Consider the following 18,262-nt stretch of genomic DNA (forward strand, 5'->3'; position numbering starts at 1 on the left):
ACTTCCATCAAAATAAACTCGACTATTCATTACCTACATTGACCCCAACCGTAGGTCTTGTGATCGCTTGACATTGCCGTTTATGTCTTCCACCTCAAGTTGGAACTGTAGGCCATGTTGGCGCTTATCCAACCGTATCGTAAATTCATAAGGATAGCTTTTATCAACGATTGTTTGTTGGTTGCCAGCTATGTCCGTATACATTATACGAGCTGAACGGACGCTGCTCTCGTCATCAGAAAGGTATAGGTATACGGTATTTGCAAAGTCTCCCAGCCTCATCAGCATCGCTTTGGTATTCCCTAGCGGTATTTCGAGGTAATCGTTGTCGCGCACGTCACCGGCCGGAGCGAGCACCCTATCCTGGATTACAGGATCAATCTCCACATTTTCCAATATCACCGTTTTGATTCCCGAGGCAGGAACTTCAATCGTAAATGCGTGTTGGCCAGAATCCGTACACTGGACGAGCCTATCGTTAACGCGCACTTGCGCAGAGACCGACTGATCCGATTGATTCATAAATGCCAAGTATAATTTATTATCCTTTCTCGCCGAAATGTAATTGAGTTCCATTTGGTCGATTTCAAGCAGCCCGGACGGCATCCACAATTGAACACCGGATTCGCCTTCAAACTTACCCGGGTAGTGGCCATACATTTTGTTCTGCAAATAAGCATACCCTTCGATATACTCAGATGGAAAATCTATTTGACCGTCAGATTTCACGTAGGCATCGGTGACCAGGTAATCCAATAGCATGGAAATCATGGGCATAATATGGTTGTAATGAAAAGAATTGACACTTAGTTCTTCGTGTGGCCGTAACGGATAGTCAGCTTTTTCATATGCCGTTGTGCGTGCAGTATTCATATGATAGCCGGGGAAATTCCGATAACGCCCTACGATAGCGTTTTTTGCTATTTCTTGTAAGAAGGTATCATTTGAATAATACCCCAGTCGCAGCATCCAAGGGGCGTAGTTTGCCATGAAAATGGCACGGTGCCCAGAGGAGGTACCGGAGGATTCTGCTGTAAGGCCTATTTCAGAAACCCGCCAAGCAGGTACCGTTTCCTCGGGGAAATACATCTGTTTATGCCCTTTCGATTTCAAATACCAATACATTGGCGCTTTCCCGCCTTGATTTACGGTGACCATATTATCGGGTACAGCAGGTGCCATCCAGCAGAATTGTGCATAATGCCTGGCTCCATCATGTGCTGCCTTGAGGTATGCTTGATTCTGGGTTATCTCATATAATTCCAGCAATTCAATCCAACGATTCGTGAAAGCAGGCCAAAAGAAATAACCACCCGCAAATGGATCATCAAAACCCCGCTGTTTCTTACCCACTCGATCTTTTATGTACTGGTCGGCACCGTTAATGGCGTTCTTTAAGTACCGTTCATTTCCCGTTGCACGGTATAAATACATCGCATTTATCCAGTTATCGCTGGATTCGACCACATCCAGGTTCCTGACGCGGCTGTTGCCAAACTCTTCCTTTGCCAGCAAAAGTAAAAATGGATTACTCTTCCCGAATACCGTATATAAAGCGGTTAGTTCGGATATGGGGGCTACCGGTCCTGCTAGCTTTCTCGACGGATTCTGGATCTTCTGCTCTTTATCGAGGGAGAACAAGAATTTTTCTCTCGACAGCATGTACTCCATCGTGGGATAGGCTCGCTCTTCAAACATTCGGGGATTGTCCGTGACGGTTGCTATATTCAGCGGATTAAGGCTGGAAACGTTTTTCACCGCCCCGGGGACATCGGTTGAATATGCACATCCCTTGAGCGAATCGATAAACCACGCGTAGTGCGAAAGTGCATAGTCGGTCATCCGCTCGATTACCTGATTCATGGAGCTGATTTCGTTTTTCCGAAATGCACGAAACCCGAAAGCCTCGCGAGCAATATGCTCATAGGTGTACGTCAGCGATTGCTGTATAGCGGGCAGCAAGCAGGTAAACTCAAACCGATCGCCCGACTTCATTGCAGACCCTTCGCCGCCAAGTACCGGTGCCCAAAGCTGCGGTTGGGCTTTTCCCTCATCATTTCTAACGGCAACGCCAAATCTGCTGTTTTGCATCACCGGAAGTGGATCAAAAGGAAATTCCTCGGGAGAGGCCAATACACCAATAGTACGATCGCCTAGCTGAACAAGTGCCGATGGTATGGGGCAGCGGAAGGCAAGTGTCAAATAGGGCTTATCGGGAAAGCGTTTTTCCTGCCATATTAGCGGCTGCCATATTTCTTTAACCTCTTCCAATGCCTTAGCGGGTGCACCGGTATACCCTACAGAATACCACCCCTCCTTTTTAGCTTGAAAATCGAAACGTAATTTCGGGTAAGGCTTCTCATCTGTTAATACATAGGCCTTCAAAGAAAAGAGATTCCCATGCGGAAAAGCATAGAAAAGCGTATCGCCGCGCTGCTCACTACTTATAGCACTGATTTCGATTACCTCAGCCGCAGCATGGTGCTGGCTTACGGTTCGCCCAGACGATTTGGCTTTTAAAATGCTGTCATCAAAACCATCTCCGGCTGTCGCAACATTTTTTTTGGTTATGGGAAGATCCGAAACTTTGCCGGGATACGTCTTCCAAGTGGCCACGTTATAACTTACGTCAGCGATACCCGCGGGCCGCATGGCCAAATTGGGATCATTGGGGCTAAATAAGATGGTGAAATGGGGCAGAAAATCACCCGTTACATCCTGACCAAAAACGCGGCCGGGAAAAAAAAGCATATAAACTGCACATAAAATCCCTAACTTCCTCAATGTCATAATCATCAATTTTAATCAACTCAGCGTATACTAACTATTGCCTAAAAATCCTCATCCGCCAATTGGCCTACTGGGTGTCGTTTGCCGCCGTCTTATAACGCAGCAGGCGAACAGGACCCGCCAGTCCCGAAGGAACGAGCGGGGAATCAGCTTGATAGTGTTTCCATGTTGTAAATGTTTTACGTTTAGTTTTCGTCCGTTGTGCTGGAGTTGAGAGCCAGTCTGGCAACTCCAACAGCCGCCCGGTCGAAAATATGTTTTTACTTTGATCATAACGCAGGCTGGTCGGATGCTGCTCGTCGCCGATCAGCCTATTCACCCATCGGTTTATAACGGTAATTTGGAGATCGTTGAGTCCTTTTTTTACATAGTTGGTTAGTTCAATCTGCCCAGAACCGTCCCATACAATGCCAACAGTTATCCCGTTGATATCGACCTTTGCAATATCATAGTATGCACCGATATCAAGTAAAAAACGATCATCTTGGCGAGGACTCGATCTTAATGAAAATGTGGTTGAATAGATCCCGGCGCCTGAGTAGTACTTGATCTCTTCTTCGTTGAATGTGTTCCACAGCCTTAGGCTATCCAAACCGATTACTTGCTTTTCGTCGACCAGCGATAATTTCCAGTCATTTTTTAGCACCGTAGTCATAGGCAGGGTATGCCCGAGGCCGGCTGTCTGCAGCCAATCGTCCGGTAAAGGTTTCCTGAAAACCACAAATCGGGAAGTACCGGGCGCTAATCGAAGTGGGATGCTGGTTCGATTACCTACGGTGTCGAAAACCGGTGCATCATGGTAAGTACCTGTTTGTGGATCCCAAATTTCCGGTCGCTTGCCGGAGACTCGAAAATCAACGTTTTCGATGACCGACTGATTGGCACGATTGACGACGAAGTAAATATCATCAGCTGCTGAACGCCGATGTGCGAACATCATGGAATCAATGCCACCCGATTGCACATCCGGGGAAAGCCCCTTAATTTCCAGTATTTCAGAAACAGCAGTATCCCAATAAACCGTTCCCTGACCGACCGACTTTGATCGTTTAACCTTTCCGTCTAACCCACCCCATAGCTGGCTAACTAATCGCGTAAACTGTTCGTGCTGGCTCAAAACTCCGTCTCTTCCTGCGGGCTGAAGCGGCGGAGACCCTATGATGGTCGCCCCCTTTTCAATTAAATCAGCAAGTCGTTGCAGCGTTTGTACATGCATAGTAGGATATGGTGCTAACACCAAAACTTGGTAGTTGGCGCCGGACGGAAATGTCAATTCCCCATTTCGCGCACGGAAGTCTTTCAGTTGATGGGGATAGCAGATATCAAATGTATAACCAGATGGGATGGCTGGTATTCCAGAAGGTTGCTCGTAAATAGCGTCTTCTGGATAAAGCACACAGATATCCGCATGCCGCTGCCCCTGCTGCAACAAATACTGGCTCCTCCCTATGTAATCCATCCAGGGTCGTGCGTATGGCCACCACGTGTTGGTGCGGCCGAAATGCGTTCCATAACGCCCCATCGTAAAACCGGGATAAACCTCATAAGGCTGATGGGTGTAGGTATGGAATATAAAGCGGTTAATACCCGCTGCAAATGCCACGTCACCTATTCTTTTCAAATTTGAAGGTACATTCTGCCACTTCCCAAATTCCGGCTTTGAAGTAAATGCCTCAGCGCCGACAATGGGCTTGCCCAATAGGTGTGCTACAGATGCCGCTTGTCGAATGAGCGGTATTCTGCGCTCAATTCCATCAGTCCAAAATTCATTCATGGGAACATCTGTATAGCGGTTTCCCCAAGCCGGCGAAATTGGCCCACCCTGAGATTCGGCGTAGACACTCAGCCCTTTTTCTTTCGCCAGCGCATACATCGTCCCCTGAAAATTTTCTGCAATCAATTCGGTGATACACTGTCTAAAATCCCATAAAACAGCTTCGCTTAAGTCAACGCTACCGATTATCCTGCCGGCAAAAAGCGGAAGGTATGGAATCAGGCTATACCCTTTCTTCGCCTCAAACATTTCAGGGAGCTTATCAGTCCAATTCTGGTAACCCCCTTCAAAGCTATCAAAGACGATTCCCTTGAATGTTTTTCCCACCAAGCCGCCAGCTTCCCGGATGATCCTTCCCTGGGATTTTTCAAACTGAAACCGCACGGCATCGGGGTCAAGCTTGTCCACCTCGTATCCAGTACCCTCATCTTGGGCCGGATGAATTTTCTTTCCCGTGGTGGTATAGCCAAAGCGGAGCACAGTCCACCTGCCTTCAGGCGGCGCCCATGACAAAACGCCACGCTTCCGATCAAAAAAACGGGTCACATCCAGTACATGGTCTACGCCGGAGAACCGCTCGCTCTTCCCACTGCTGGACAACTCTCCATTTAATGGATACTTCGTGGCTGCGGTCTTCTGATACCACTGTTCCGGGCTTTGGAGATGGCGGAACTCGATTTCTTTGACATGGCCTGTACTGCTCTTCGCACCCTTTAAATTTATGCGAACAACACGCGCAGCTACGGTCTCAAACGGTATAACAAATGAACCAACGGTATCGCGATGGTTGGAAAATCCAAATGTCGCCACGGAAGTAAATTGCTTACCATCCTCCGATAGGTCTATGGAGCCACGGAAGTTAGATTCTCCCGACGGGAAAGCTAAGTCGACACGGACACGATTGATGCTAACTGGCTCTCCGAATACGGCCTCCAACGTGTCACTGGGATTTGAAGTCGCCCAATAGGTCGATAAATCATGATCGGACAGCACATCAAGATTCTCGGTGCTCCCCACGGACTTAATAGTGGAGGGCCGGTACTGTTGGTTGTGATTACTTCCCTCCTGTATGGCCAGTACAGCGACATCTTCGTAAAAGCCATGTTGACGATAGGGTTGTGGAAGTTTTACTTCGGTACCCGTATTGGCCTTAACCGCCGTTTCGCTGTATACCAGCATTTTCATCGACCTATCAACTGGTACCCAAGGCCCTCCCGAACCCGACCAGCCCGGGCTGTTTACCATATAAAACTCCAGCCCAAGGGTGTCACAGACCCGAATCGCATACTGAACATGTTCATGCCAGTTATCGCTCCCATAGCGAACAGGGCCTTTCGGCAAATACATATGCGTGTCAAAAAGCTGTACGCCACCTATCCCCACACGTTTCATGTCGTACAGGTCTTTTCTAATACCCGCTTTCGTGACATTTCCATTTATCCAGTGCCACCAGGTCAATGGCTTATTCAGTCCGCTTGGGTTCTTAAACGACTCCGAGTCCATTCCTTTCCCCTGCTGTGCATAACCGAGAAAAGCCGTGGAGCATAGTCCACAAACCAACAACACCCAACAGCACATTTTCATATCGATACGCATCGACTAATACCCCGGATTATTGCTTTCTATAGCCAAGTTAGCTTGCATTTCTTCTTCAGGAATGGGCCATAAATACCCTTTAGCCGTGTCGAAGCTGCGATCCCGGACAGTATATAACTCATAAACAGCTTGGCTTTCGTCGGTACCGAGAAGTTCGGGACGATAGCCTATGGCATCCGCAAAGGCTTCCTGTCCAATCTCCCATCTACGGATATCACTCAAGCGGGTTCCTTCAAAAGCAAACTCCACCCGGCGTTCATGGCGGATGATGTCCCGCAGCTCCGACTGGCCAACATCCGTTCCTTCCGCATCTTCAATTTTGGGCATTTCTACGCCAGGTCGTTGCCTCACCATATTGACCAAACTCATGATCTCCGCCTTATCGACACTCCAATTGCTCGACTCAAGAAGGGCCTCCGCACGCATGAGCAGCACGTCTGCATACCGGAGCAATAGGATGTTATTGCCCGAGATACTATTCACGCTCCCATCGGAATAATCCACCCATTTCCGAATCCGCAAACCAGAAAAATTGGCCGATTTCTTTTGGGTAGGATAGTAGTATTTTACAGCACCTGCAATGGAATGGCCATCCATCGAATAGGGCAAAACAAACGTGTACGCCAAACGCGGATCTCGGTCAAACCAAGGGTGAGTGGCATCATATCCGGATGATGGGTCAGCTATGGATTTTCCATTGGTCATGTAATATTCTCCTTCCAGATTGTGAAGCCCCATATAAGAACTCCAGCTGCTAAAAAACGTTTTCCATTGGTGAGACATGCCTTTACTGACTTGATTCTGCATATACTGGATGTCAAAAATAACTTCCTTATTGTTCTCCGCACCTTCTCCGCTAAACATGGTATAAAAATCCGGATGTAACTCATAATGATTCAGATTCACCACCTCCTGACAAGCCGCTGCCGCTTCCTCCCATCGCTCGCTGTACAACAATATCTTGGCTTTCAGCGCCAGTGCCGCTCCTTTGGTAGCACGTCCAATATCGCTACCGCTGTATGTTCCGGGGTCGGGAAGAGAAGCGGTGGCCAATGTTAAATCCGCTAAGATTTCATCAATGATGATGTTCCTGTCAATTCGAGGTGAATCCTTTTTTTCCAACCCTTCCGGTTCCACACGATAGGGGACATCACCATAAAAATCAATGAGATCTGCGTAAAAATAGGCGCGTAGAAAAAGTGCTTCGCCCAAGTACCGCTGACGTTTCGTTTCTTCTATGGATACTTCAGGCGCGTATTTCAATACGGTATTGGCCCGCAGTATGCCCGCATAGTTCTGTTCCCACTTCCGCAATGTAGGCGTCGACACCGGAGTATGCGTTTGATCCCAAAAATCAATTTCTCCTGATGAAGACAAGGTAACCAGTCCATTATCCGCGATAAAATCGAGACTGATAGGGCTTCGCTTATCCTTCATCAACGCTTGATAAGCGCCGTTTAAAGCCAGAATGATATCATTTTCGGTTGAAAAATTATCTGGACTTACAAAGTCCATTGGTTCCGTCTCCAGAAAATCGGTACACCCGCCAAAGGGCAACAATCCAATGAGTAAGGCTATAATTAGTGTCTTGCTTTTCATTTCTTTATAATTAAGCGGGTTTATAAACCAATGTTTAATCCAAATGCTGTCGTCCGTATTTGCGGATGGAAATCAGAAGTAATCCGGTTAAAGCCCTTTTCTGGGTCGAAGCCCTTACTCAAACTCGTAACGGTGAATACGTTTTCCACACTGACGAATACTTTCAATGACTTCACCATTAATCGATGTAATACAGCCGGCGAAAATGAGTACCCCAGTGTAATGTTTTTAAGTCTCAAATAGGAAGCATTCTGCAGGTAGTAAGACGAGATTAGATTAGCCCGGGTACGATCATCGTAAAGCCGCTGCCAGGTTGTACTGGGGTTTCCGGGCGTCCATCGGTTTTCATACATCTCCTTCGAGATACTGCCCGTTCCGTTCCAAAACGGCGTAGCCATTGCGCCCATAATGTAAGCATCAGCCCCTAAAACACCCTGTGTAAGTATATTAAGTTCAAAGTTCTTATACCGGCCGTTTAGGTTTAACGAATAAATATAATCCGGCAACGGCTTACCAATTATCTGCCTATCGGCGTCATTGATTATACCATCATCGTTGAGATCCCTAAACTTAATATCCCCCGGCATTGGATTTTGCATAATACCTGACGGATCGGCGTAGTTTTCCCTTAATACAAACTCTCGATCGTAAAAATCAACATTGGGATCGCTATTGTTTTGCCAATTAAAGTCGTCGATCTGATAGATTCCATCGGCGACCATTCCAAAGTAGGAGCCAAATGACTCTCCAACAACCGACCGAATGACTCCTGCTGGAGGCGAATAGCCTGAAACCGCACTATGGAAAATGTAAGGTAATGGACCGATATCAATCACTCGGTTTTTCTGATAGGACACGTTTCCATTGATACTGTATTGAAATTCTTTTGCTGGGTTGCTGTTGTACTCCAAACTGAGCTCAAAGCCTTTGTTCGACATAGTCCCGACATTTTGATACGGTGTTCCAGAGACCCCCAAGGATCCGGGAATCGTAATACGCGCCAAGATATCCGTAGTTTCCTTATCGAAGTAATTGACATTGATATTCAATCGTTTTAAGATCGACACGTCGAGCCCGATGTTGAGCTGCTCAGTCGTCTCCCAAGTGGTATTGCGATTGGCCAGCAAAGAGATGGCCGTTCCAGGCACAATGGTACCCCCGAAATTATAATCCAGACCCGCCGACAATACATCCGAAGCTGCATAATTGGTACCAATCCCCGAATTCCCCAATAGCCCCCATGACCCTCTTAACTTCAATAAGTCCAGCCAGTTGACCGACCCAAAGAACGGTTCTTTCGAAAGTACCCATCCAGCCGATACAGATGGAAAAGTACCCCAGCGTTTATCTTTCATAAATCTGGAAGAACCGTCGCGGCGGATGTTGGCTTCCAATAAATACCTTTCGTCGTAATTGTAATTAACGCGGCCAAAGAAAGATAACGATGTTCTTGTCGCATTCCCGATGTTCACTGGCGCAATGGAAGCTGGATCCGCAAGGGAAAGAATGGGCAAGTTAGCGGACAGATCGGTTCCTTGTGCGCCGAATCCACCAGTCTTAAACTCGATGGCTTCGTATCCGGCCAGTACCGACAAATGATGTAGGTCATCAAAAGTCGGATCAAACCTCAGCGTAGAATTGAATGTTCTTTGTGTCGAATAGCTCCGTTGTAAATTAATGGACGAAGGTCTGAATACACCATCCTCATCGAGCACACTTCCAGCAGTATATTGGTTCGGCGAAAAGCGCGTAAAATCCGCTGAATTATTTTGGTTGGCATACAGCGTATTCCACGTTAAGGATTTAACGGGCTTCAATTCCAAACCAAATTGATATTTCAGATTACTATTATTTCGAAACGTTCCCCCGCCATTTACGTAAGAACTGTAATCAAGAGCAGGATAAGAATACAGTCCACTGGAAGACTTAAAATAAGCCGTTGAACGGGCTGAACCAACGGTCCGCAAAACATTCGCAGTCGAGCCGACCAGTTCATTCATCTTACGATCATAGCCGAGTAGACGCCCACTGACTTTTAATTTTCCGTTCAAAAAAAACGTATTTACGTTGGCCATGTAGCTAACCTTACTTTGATCCGTCCCAACCAAGATCCCATCCTGATCCAAGTAACCTCCAGAAACCGAAAAATTATAGCTACCCGCCTGCCCTCCTCTAGCACTGAGGTAATGATTTTGTGTTACCGCATTGGAGAAATACTCGTCATATAGGTTCACTCCCTGATACTCCGGCAATATCCCTTCTTCAAATAGCTGAATATCCTCCTCCGTATAACCTTCCGGTAGCCCCGAATTCAGCCGCCCCTCGTTATAACCCCGGGCAAACTCGGTAGAACTCGCTGCTTCCGGAATACGTGTGGGTTCTTGCATAGACACGGTGCCCACATAATTAACATCCAGACCACTCTTTCCCTCCTTCGTTGTAACGATCAGCACACCACCCGCAGCACGGTTACCATAAATGGAAGCTGCCGAAGCATCTTTCAAGACCGAAATAGATGCGATGTCATTAGGGTTCACATCCCGCAAAGTCGATTCGACCCCATCGATAATGACCAACGGATCATTATTGTTATCAATGGAAGAAATGCCACGGATTCTGATCTCTGCATTATCTCTCCCAGGCTGTCCGGAAATCTGCGTAATCAAAACCCCTGAGGACTTTCCTTGCAGTATCTGGCTCGCATCAGTCAGCACCCGGTCTTGTACATCTTCCAGATTTACATTATCAACGGCTCCAGTCAGGTTAATTTTTTTCTGGGTGGAATACCCCACAACTACTACTTCGTCCAAATCGTTAATTGAACTAGTCATTGAAACGTTGACGATTGAATCGTTGTTAATTGCCCGTTCAATGGGTTCAAACCCAACAGTGGTAAATACTAATACGGTTCCACCTTCTGGAACAACGATACGGTAAGCTCCTGTTTCGTCGGTTATCGCAACGGCAGATGTACCCTTTACGGTAACAGTCACGCCCGCTAGGGGAGTTCCGGTCTGATCTGTTATGTGCCCCCCGATTTGCTTCGTTTGAGCCATATTGACCGACGGAGGTTCCGCTGAATACGGCGTCCCTTTGGCAAGGTACTGCACATTCACCAATAAGACGACAATCGGCACACATTTAAAAACCAGCGCCCCCAAAGCAGAAGGATAGCTTACTAACATCCGTCTAAAAACGGTTCCATAATTCTTCATAATTTGTTTTGGTTAAATTGATCTACTATTCACTGATTCGTTGACAAAACGTTTCACTCTATCGCATAGTGATGTCCCGCTTCCAATTCAAATTGAAAAGCGTGCCGTTCCCGTTCCGTTTCCACCCTTTTTCCGGTGGTCAAATTCGTCACAATAGGTTCTTTTGATGACGTATTTCGGATGTCAACGAGCGATTGGCTTTGCCCGTCTTTATGCCTGAAAACAACGCTTCCGGCAAAACCTACATCATATATCCGGGCGTATAACCTACCTTCCGTTTGTTCAACCACAAATCCATTGCCTCCAACGAACAGCGGAGTCTTATCAACAGGGATATTAAAATCTTCGAGCATCATTGGCCCTTGATATTTTTCGCCGCTGTCGTAGTCGATCCAAGTACCCTGCGGGAGGTAAACATCTCGTTGATTGGTCGTATCATAGTCGTTTCCATACAAGGGATACGCCATCAACGATTCTCCGATCATCCATTGATACCCCCTTTGGTTATTGTTCTCGCGATGATAGGTTAACGTATCTTGCTCAAAGGCAAGGGGCAGCGGGGTCAGTGGGTATGGAAAACCCGTTTCATAGGCCTTCAACGCCGCATCGAAGATGTAAGGCTGCAATGCGTGGTGGCGTTTGGCTGCATCCAGACATACATCAGCTACCTGCTTGTCGCCCAGTTGCCATACGCCGAAACCAAATGACATCGATGGGTTTAGCGAAGCGTATCGCACATTTCTCATCAGGTAAATCCGCAGCTTGTCACGATCAATTTTCCCGAAACGATCTCCTGCCAATCCGGTACCGCCTACGATATCCGGATACGTATATGGAAATCCACTATACGAAAACGCCAAGCCATTTACTGGGCCGCGATCCTGATTTTGATTAAAGTTGAAATCGTCATACCGGTGTATATCCATGGGAGAGCCCAAGTATCCGTTCCGCCCCATCACATAAACACCTTTATCCATCAATCCACGGTTTACGGCATCGAGCTTGTCATCATCGAAATCGCCTATTTCGTAACCAAACAAATCTTCCTTGAAGCCATCTACCCCATAAGCCAACCATTTCTCGCACAATGTCAAATACCACGCCACAGCCCTCGGATTATTGCTGTCCAGAAGATAGCAATCTGACTTGGGGAAGTTCACCTTAAATAACCGCGGTTTACCGTCTTTTTGGATGAAATATTCCTTCTCTAATCCTTCGTCTGTATATAATCCATTGGGTATAAATGCGATGCGCAACCCCAGAATCACTTTCAATCCGAGCTGTTTATAGTAGGTTATAAATCCTTCCGGATCCGGATATTTTTCGTTATCCCAGGCACCAAAGCTGGTTGTGGCCAATAGACGGTCTTCCTTATTGGGCCAGAATCCAGACCCGACGACCATCCAGCTCAACGGGTAACCCAATTTTAAATACGCATCTACATTCGCTCGAATAGTCTGATGATTCGTAATCCAACCTAGTGCACCGAATGCCTCCCAGCCAACCCCAAACCATTCGTATTTTGGTTTGTAAACCTTATAGCCTTCCCTATTCCTCACATCGAGGTAATCCTTGTAAATCTCTTTAGCATTGCCCGTGAAATAATATAGCGACGGAATCGAATTCACGTAAACGCTACCCTGCTTCCACTCAGCGTGCGAAACAGCTATGATTTTCTTCGCAGGTTCCATATTGACAATAGCAATCTGGTTTGCCGGACTAATGACAAAATTGCTAGTCAGACGCGACGGCTTTCCATCGGACAATGCACCAAAGTAATTCGATGAATAACCAGTGACTTCTGTTGAGGGATCCTTCCTGAATGCCGCGTGATCCGATAACCCATACGCTGGTGTGGTTCCTTTTGTCCTGAAAAAGATTGAACCCTGAATATCCGAATCGACAAATGTCGCAGAAAGCTTAAAGCAATTTCCGTAAAACTTAATGCCGACGACAGCTTGTATCCCCAAGCGATTACTCACTGACATAGCCACTGAATCGTCATACATCTTCAACAGCCGGGTTTGGGCTACCGGTGAGCTTAGGTAAACCAGGCCTGCCTCTTCGTGTGCACCCAATAGCTGCTTTCCGTTCCTACTGATAGCATACCGGAATCCTTCCTTCCAGATTTTGATATGATGTATATCCGTCCGCAGCTCAATGGCGTCATCATTTTCGATAACTTCTAAATCAACAGCAAACGCAAAAGTGCTTAAAACAGTCAAAAGCGCGGCAAATTGCACCTTGATTCCTGTATACTTCATATCAACCTATCTAGAGGCGTATCCCCGCTTGCACACGCGTCAATCGACATAACATAAAATTGTACCATTTTGACGGTTTATTAATTGGTATCACATCCTCCTATTACTTTTGTTCAAATTGGTCTGGTATGGTCTGGTAATTAAACCACAAATGCAAGTATAAGACATTCCGACATTCAATCCAAATAATTTCTCAAATATTTTACTATATTATTTATAATCAGTATATTAGTACAATAACTAAAAATATGAAACGCTGGTTTGGTTTGTTATGGTATTTACTTTATTTCTGTCGACACGATGCAAACAGCACTTTTAGAAAGTTCATAGCTTCCACACCGTTGATGTTGCTCTTAACACCTGCACCAATTATAGGAGCAACAATCGCTGTATTGGCTATGTATCCATTACCCCCGGCTCACAACTAATCTAATATTATCATATTGTTAATTCGGTTAAAATTCGGAATTAGTTCGGATTTCATTCGGAGTTTAATCGAATAGAAACCGAATAAACTTAAACTAAAATCAAAATTATTTTATGCTTATCTATTTATTTTATTTAGATTTGGGGTAAATGAAGACTAAATTATAGGTATATGGGCATCCTAACAGAAGGCATTAACGGACCGGTATCAGGCAGGGTTGGCAACGTCATTTTTTACCAGGTGGGCAACCAAACACGTGCCCGCTCCTTACCCCATCAGCCCAAAAAGAAGCGCAAACCAACCCCACTTCAGGCAAGGCAACGCGCCAGATTTACCGTGATGCAGGAATGGTTACGACCGATAAAAAGGCTGCTCCGTTTCGGATTTAAGGACAATGCTTCGCCCCGAAGCGGGCACAATGCTGCTATGTCTTACAACCTCAACAAGGCCATCATGGAGGTGACCGACGGTGTTTTTGCCGTCAACCCCGAAGCATTCAGGTTTAGTCAGGGACCGCTGACCCCACCCGCAAATCCCGTTGCGAAACAGGATGGGGACGTGGTACGCTTCAAGTGGGATAAACCCGGTCCACGTGATTTGCCGGGAGGGGCTCGAACGCTATTACTGCTGCATATACCCAGTGAAAATACCTCTGACTATCACATCTATGGAGCAAGAGCTTATCAATTGGAAGATACGATAGCAGTGAATGACCTCCGTTATCTGGTCGATAGCCCCTGCAATGCTTACATCGCCTTCATCGACGAGGAATCCGGGCTCGTCTCCAATAGCGCATATGCGGGCACGATTATACTCGAACAGAACCCATAGCGCTAGCTATAATCAAGTCGAAAAGTAGTATCTCGCGTCCTGGTTTGGATTTGATGGTGCCGTGGTTGTGGTGTCAAGGTTAGCAAGATTATAAACAAAAAAGCCATCCGCCTACAGGCAGATGGCTCGACGTATTTTTAAAGTGATCAGCAGCTATTTCTTCAATAAAGCCACATAATCTGCCACAACGGATAAGCTTTCTTCTTGGATAAAATCCAGTCCTTCGTCAATGTTTGAAGTAGTAGCTACACCACCCAAGGGCAGGTTTACCTGCATTTTTTTGAGGGCATCCGTACGATTCTTACTTTTTAAGCGGTTTTCTTCACGTTCCTTTTTTAATTTATCTTCTTGAAGCGTCACACTGTACTCAGATTCGCGCTGCTGCATCACGTCAATATCTTCCAGTAGAAATTTATAAGCAGGCGAAGCTTCCATACGCGACTGATGCTTCTGCGCCAATTGGGTAACTACGTTGTTCAAGTCAGCTAGTGGGACGAAATCCGTAGCGTTGATTTGATCCCATGGCAACGCGGAGGGCTCGGAGCTTTCCCCATATTTTTCGGCAGAATACAGGGAAGGGAATACGATATCTGGTTCAACACCTTTGTGCTGGGTACTGCTCCCCGTGATCCGGTAAAACTTGGCCAATGTGATGTTTATCTGTCCAAATTGGGGAGCGCCAACTGGAAGCCCCTCTTTATTGTCCGCTTTGGCTTTCAGCAACAAACGATCCGTAGGGCTGATTACCCGGCTCATATCGATTGCCGACTGTACTGTTCCCTTACCATAGGACTGCGATCCCAAAACGATTCCCCTGCCGTAATCCTGAATGGCTGCGGCAAAAATCTCAGACGCTGATGCACTGAAACGATTGATAATCACTCCTAAAGGCCCATCCCATGCCACACTTTCATCTTGATCCCTATTCACTTCAACGCGATTGCGTGTGTCACGTACCTGCACCACAGGTCCCTTATCGATAAACAAGCCCGTCAGCTCAATGGATTCTTGCAATGAGCCCCCACCATTAAAGCGTAGGTCCATTACCACCGCATCCACATTTTCCTGGCTCAGCGAATCGAGCAGTAACCTAACATCACGTGTAGTGCTTTTATAATTGGGATCGTTTTTACGGTAAGCTTCAAAATCAATATAGAATTTAGGTAAGCTTATGATACCTACTCGATAAGTTTTGCCATCCTCGCCAATCACTTCCTTGATTTCGCGCTTCGCAGACTCTTCCTCTATAACGATTTTTTCACGCGTCAACGATACGATTTTTGGCTCCGCGGTCAAATCCTCTCCTGCTGGAATAACCTTAAGGCGTACTACGGTGCCTTTTGGGCCTTTGATTTTTGAAACGGCGTGGTCGAGCTTCCAACCGATTATATCTTCAAATTTCCCATCCTTACCTTGGGAAACCCCAATAATCCGGTCATCAATACTCAATGCCTTTTCCTTATATACGGGTCCTCCAACGATGACTTCCGCTACCTTTACCACTTCGTTTTCCATGGTAAGCCGTGCACCGATACCCTCAAAAGTATTGGCCATCTCTTCATTGAACCGTTGTGCAAAATAAGGATTGAAATAGCTGGTATGGGGATCAATGGCATCGGTCAACGCACTCATGATAATCTGGAAAGCCTCATTATTATCCGTTTTCTTAGCCATCGAGATCAGGTTCTTGTAACGGCTAACTAATGTTTCCTTTTGCTTTGTAGCGGTTGAATCATCATCACCGTTGCCACTAAGCCGAAGATTCAGTAAATCATACTTTACCCGCCTACGCCATTGATCATCGGCTTCCGCTTCAGAAGCAAACCAACCGTCCTTCTCGCGGTTATACACATAAGTTTCGTCTATTGAGAAATCATGATCTGCATCCACCGCCGCCAAAGCATACTCCAACCGCTCGAGATAACGCTTCATGTACACATTGAAAATATGGTATGCCGCGCTTAAATCGCCATCACGGAAGTCCTTACTCAACGTATTTCGATATTGTTCAAACCCATCGATGTCTGACTGCATCAAATAGTTTTTGCCTTGGTCCATGGCTTCGATAAGGTTATTGAAGATAATGGAAGATATGGAATCGCCAAAAGGCACTTTCTTATAGCTTACCGATTCAAATAACCCTACCACATCCTTGGCAATCACCGCATGCTGTGCTGTGGGCTGCAAGGCTCCCGGTTCCGATTCCAAGTTGACTCGCGGCTTGGAACCGCAAGCTGCAATGGCTACCACAAACAACGCAAAAAAAACTTTCTTCAACATATTCTCCATTCTATTTTAAATCTCAATTTAGCTGATTGTGATAATAGCCACACAATCCCACCCTACAATTTAGCCGATAAATTTAATCAAAAAACTGTTAACCCCTGTTATATTAATGTAATACTGACTATTTGTTCTTAAATTCGTTACAAATCGACACCAGAAAAAATGAATATCAACAAGAGTTAATTATCCACTGGGTCGGTTCCATTAAAAAGCATGTTTTTCAGCGTATCATACCGGCTTAGCGCTGCAGCTGCCTCATCGTAATTGCCCGCTTGGTGGTAAAGATCGCCAAGTGCGTCCTGGATGGCCAATTGCATTCCGATCATGTTATCTTTGCGGGCCAGACCATCCGCCACTATATACTCTTCAATGGCTACCCGCGGGTTTCCCGATTGTTTTTTTGTTTCCGCGAGGTTGAAGATAATTTCCGGCATTTGATCCACTATTCCCTCTTTATCGGCGATTGTTTTAGCCTGTACCAAAAACCATTGTGCTTCCGGATATTTATGCTGTAATGCATAGATATTTGCCAATGTGCGGTATGCCGTGGCCCGGCCGGCCTCGTTCTTTGCCCGGCGGAACAAGGGCACCACTTTTCGAATGATATCGCGTTCGGCCTCAAAGGCAAAACCCTGCTTAGCCTTTATGGCTGCCAGTTCCATCATCGTGTAGGCTTGCTGGTTGTTATTACGAGACTTCATGGCTTGATCATGCAATTCCTGGCGCAAACCTAGTGCCTTATCCAGTTGCCCCAAGGACTCGTAGGTGACAGCCAAGTTGTGTGCGATAATTTCGCGGTCCAACGCATGGTTATTGCGCTGTTTTATCTCCATAGCTTTCTTGAAAAACTCCAAAGCAAAGTCGAATGCACCAGCTGCCAAATATTCCATCCCCAAACGGTTTTCAAGATCGGCCACCAAATCTACGCTTCCCTGTCGTTCAGCACGGTCTATTTCGACCAACAATCGGCCTTCCACGCTTTCTGTTTGTGCAATGGTAAGGGGCAGGTACTTGGCAATGGCCAATGTGTTACCCGTCATACTCAATCTGTGGTAATATTTCATCCGGTCTATGTATTCATCCACCAGAACGGAGTCAATCTCCTTTTCCGCATACCGATCGTCAAGCAATTCCTCCTCCGATTTAGGTGGCGGGAGGAAATATACCTCCGGACCGATACCGGAAAATGTACTGTCATATTTAGCGATATAGCCTGAAAAGTCGGTTTTCTGCTGACCTACAAGAGTCGACTGATTACCCAAGACAAAGAAACAAAAGCATGCTGCATATCCTTGCAGCCTATGTATTATCTTCATAGCTATCGCGAATAGTGCACTAAGATACAAAAATTGTTCCTTTATTAATAGTCTGCGGATTTCGGTGGATACCAATCCAACTTCATGAAAATATGTCATATCCGACGTCCAACTGTCAGAAGATAATTACGTCCGCTATTTGTTCCCCAAAAGTTTATTCCCTA

General features: G+C 46.2%; 8 protein-coding genes. 1 reads left to right on the forward strand and 7 read right to left on the reverse strand.

Annotated features, from left to right (window positions below; genetic code table 11):
• Positions 1-33 precede the first annotated feature (33 nt).
• The 5 genes from NF543_RS15425 to NF543_RS15445 form a co-directional block, all read right to left on the reverse strand.
• Positions 34-2,790, reverse strand: a complete 2,757-nt coding sequence (locus NF543_RS15425; protein WP_257668883.1) for a YyaL domain-containing protein — start codon at positions 2,788-2,790, stop codon at positions 34-36.
• A 67-nt stretch (positions 2,791-2,857) separates the two neighbouring features.
• Entirely contained in the window at positions 2,858-6,148 is a 3,291-nt protein-coding gene (locus NF543_RS15430) for a glycosyl hydrolase (protein ID WP_257668882.1), read from the reverse strand.
• Between the two features lie 15 nt (positions 6,149-6,163).
• On the reverse strand, positions 6,164-7,759 hold the full coding sequence (locus tag NF543_RS15435; RefSeq protein ID WP_257668881.1) for a RagB/SusD family nutrient uptake outer membrane protein: 1,596 nt from the start codon (positions 7,757-7,759) through the stop codon (positions 6,164-6,166).
• 20 nt (positions 7,760-7,779) lie between these two features.
• Entirely contained in the window at positions 7,780-10,974 is a 3,195-nt protein-coding gene (locus NF543_RS15440) for a SusC/RagA family TonB-linked outer membrane protein (RefSeq protein WP_257668880.1), read from the reverse strand.
• A gap of 53 nt (positions 10,975-11,027) precedes the next feature.
• Complete coding sequence (locus NF543_RS15445) at positions 11,028-13,238, reverse strand: TIM-barrel domain-containing protein (RefSeq protein WP_257668879.1); 2,211 nt, start codon at positions 13,236-13,238, stop codon at positions 11,028-11,030.
• 598 nt (positions 13,239-13,836) lie between these two features.
• On the opposite strand from NF543_RS15445, the gene NF543_RS15450 reads away from it, so the two are divergent.
• Positions 13,837-14,496, forward strand: coding sequence for a DUF6266 family protein (locus NF543_RS15450; RefSeq protein ID WP_257668878.1), 660 nt, complete (start codon positions 13,837-13,839; stop codon positions 14,494-14,496).
• 153 nt (positions 14,497-14,649) lie between these two features.
• Here the strand turns inward: NF543_RS15450 and NF543_RS15455 are convergent, their stop codons facing one another.
• Entirely contained in the window at positions 14,650-16,776 is a 2,127-nt protein-coding gene (locus NF543_RS15455; RefSeq protein ID WP_257668877.1) for a carboxy terminal-processing peptidase, read from the reverse strand.
• 185 nt (positions 16,777-16,961) lie between these two features.
• The gene (locus NF543_RS15460) at positions 16,962-18,098 is read right to left on the reverse strand and encodes a tetratricopeptide repeat protein (protein ID WP_257668876.1); all 1,137 of its coding nucleotides are present in this window, start codon (positions 18,096-18,098) and stop codon (positions 16,962-16,964) included.
• Between the last annotated feature and the right edge of the window lie 164 nt (positions 18,099-18,262).

The organism is Parapedobacter tibetensis (genome assembly GCF_024704835.1).
Classification (GTDB): domain Bacteria; phylum Bacteroidota; class Bacteroidia; order Sphingobacteriales; family Sphingobacteriaceae; genus Parapedobacter; species Parapedobacter tibetensis.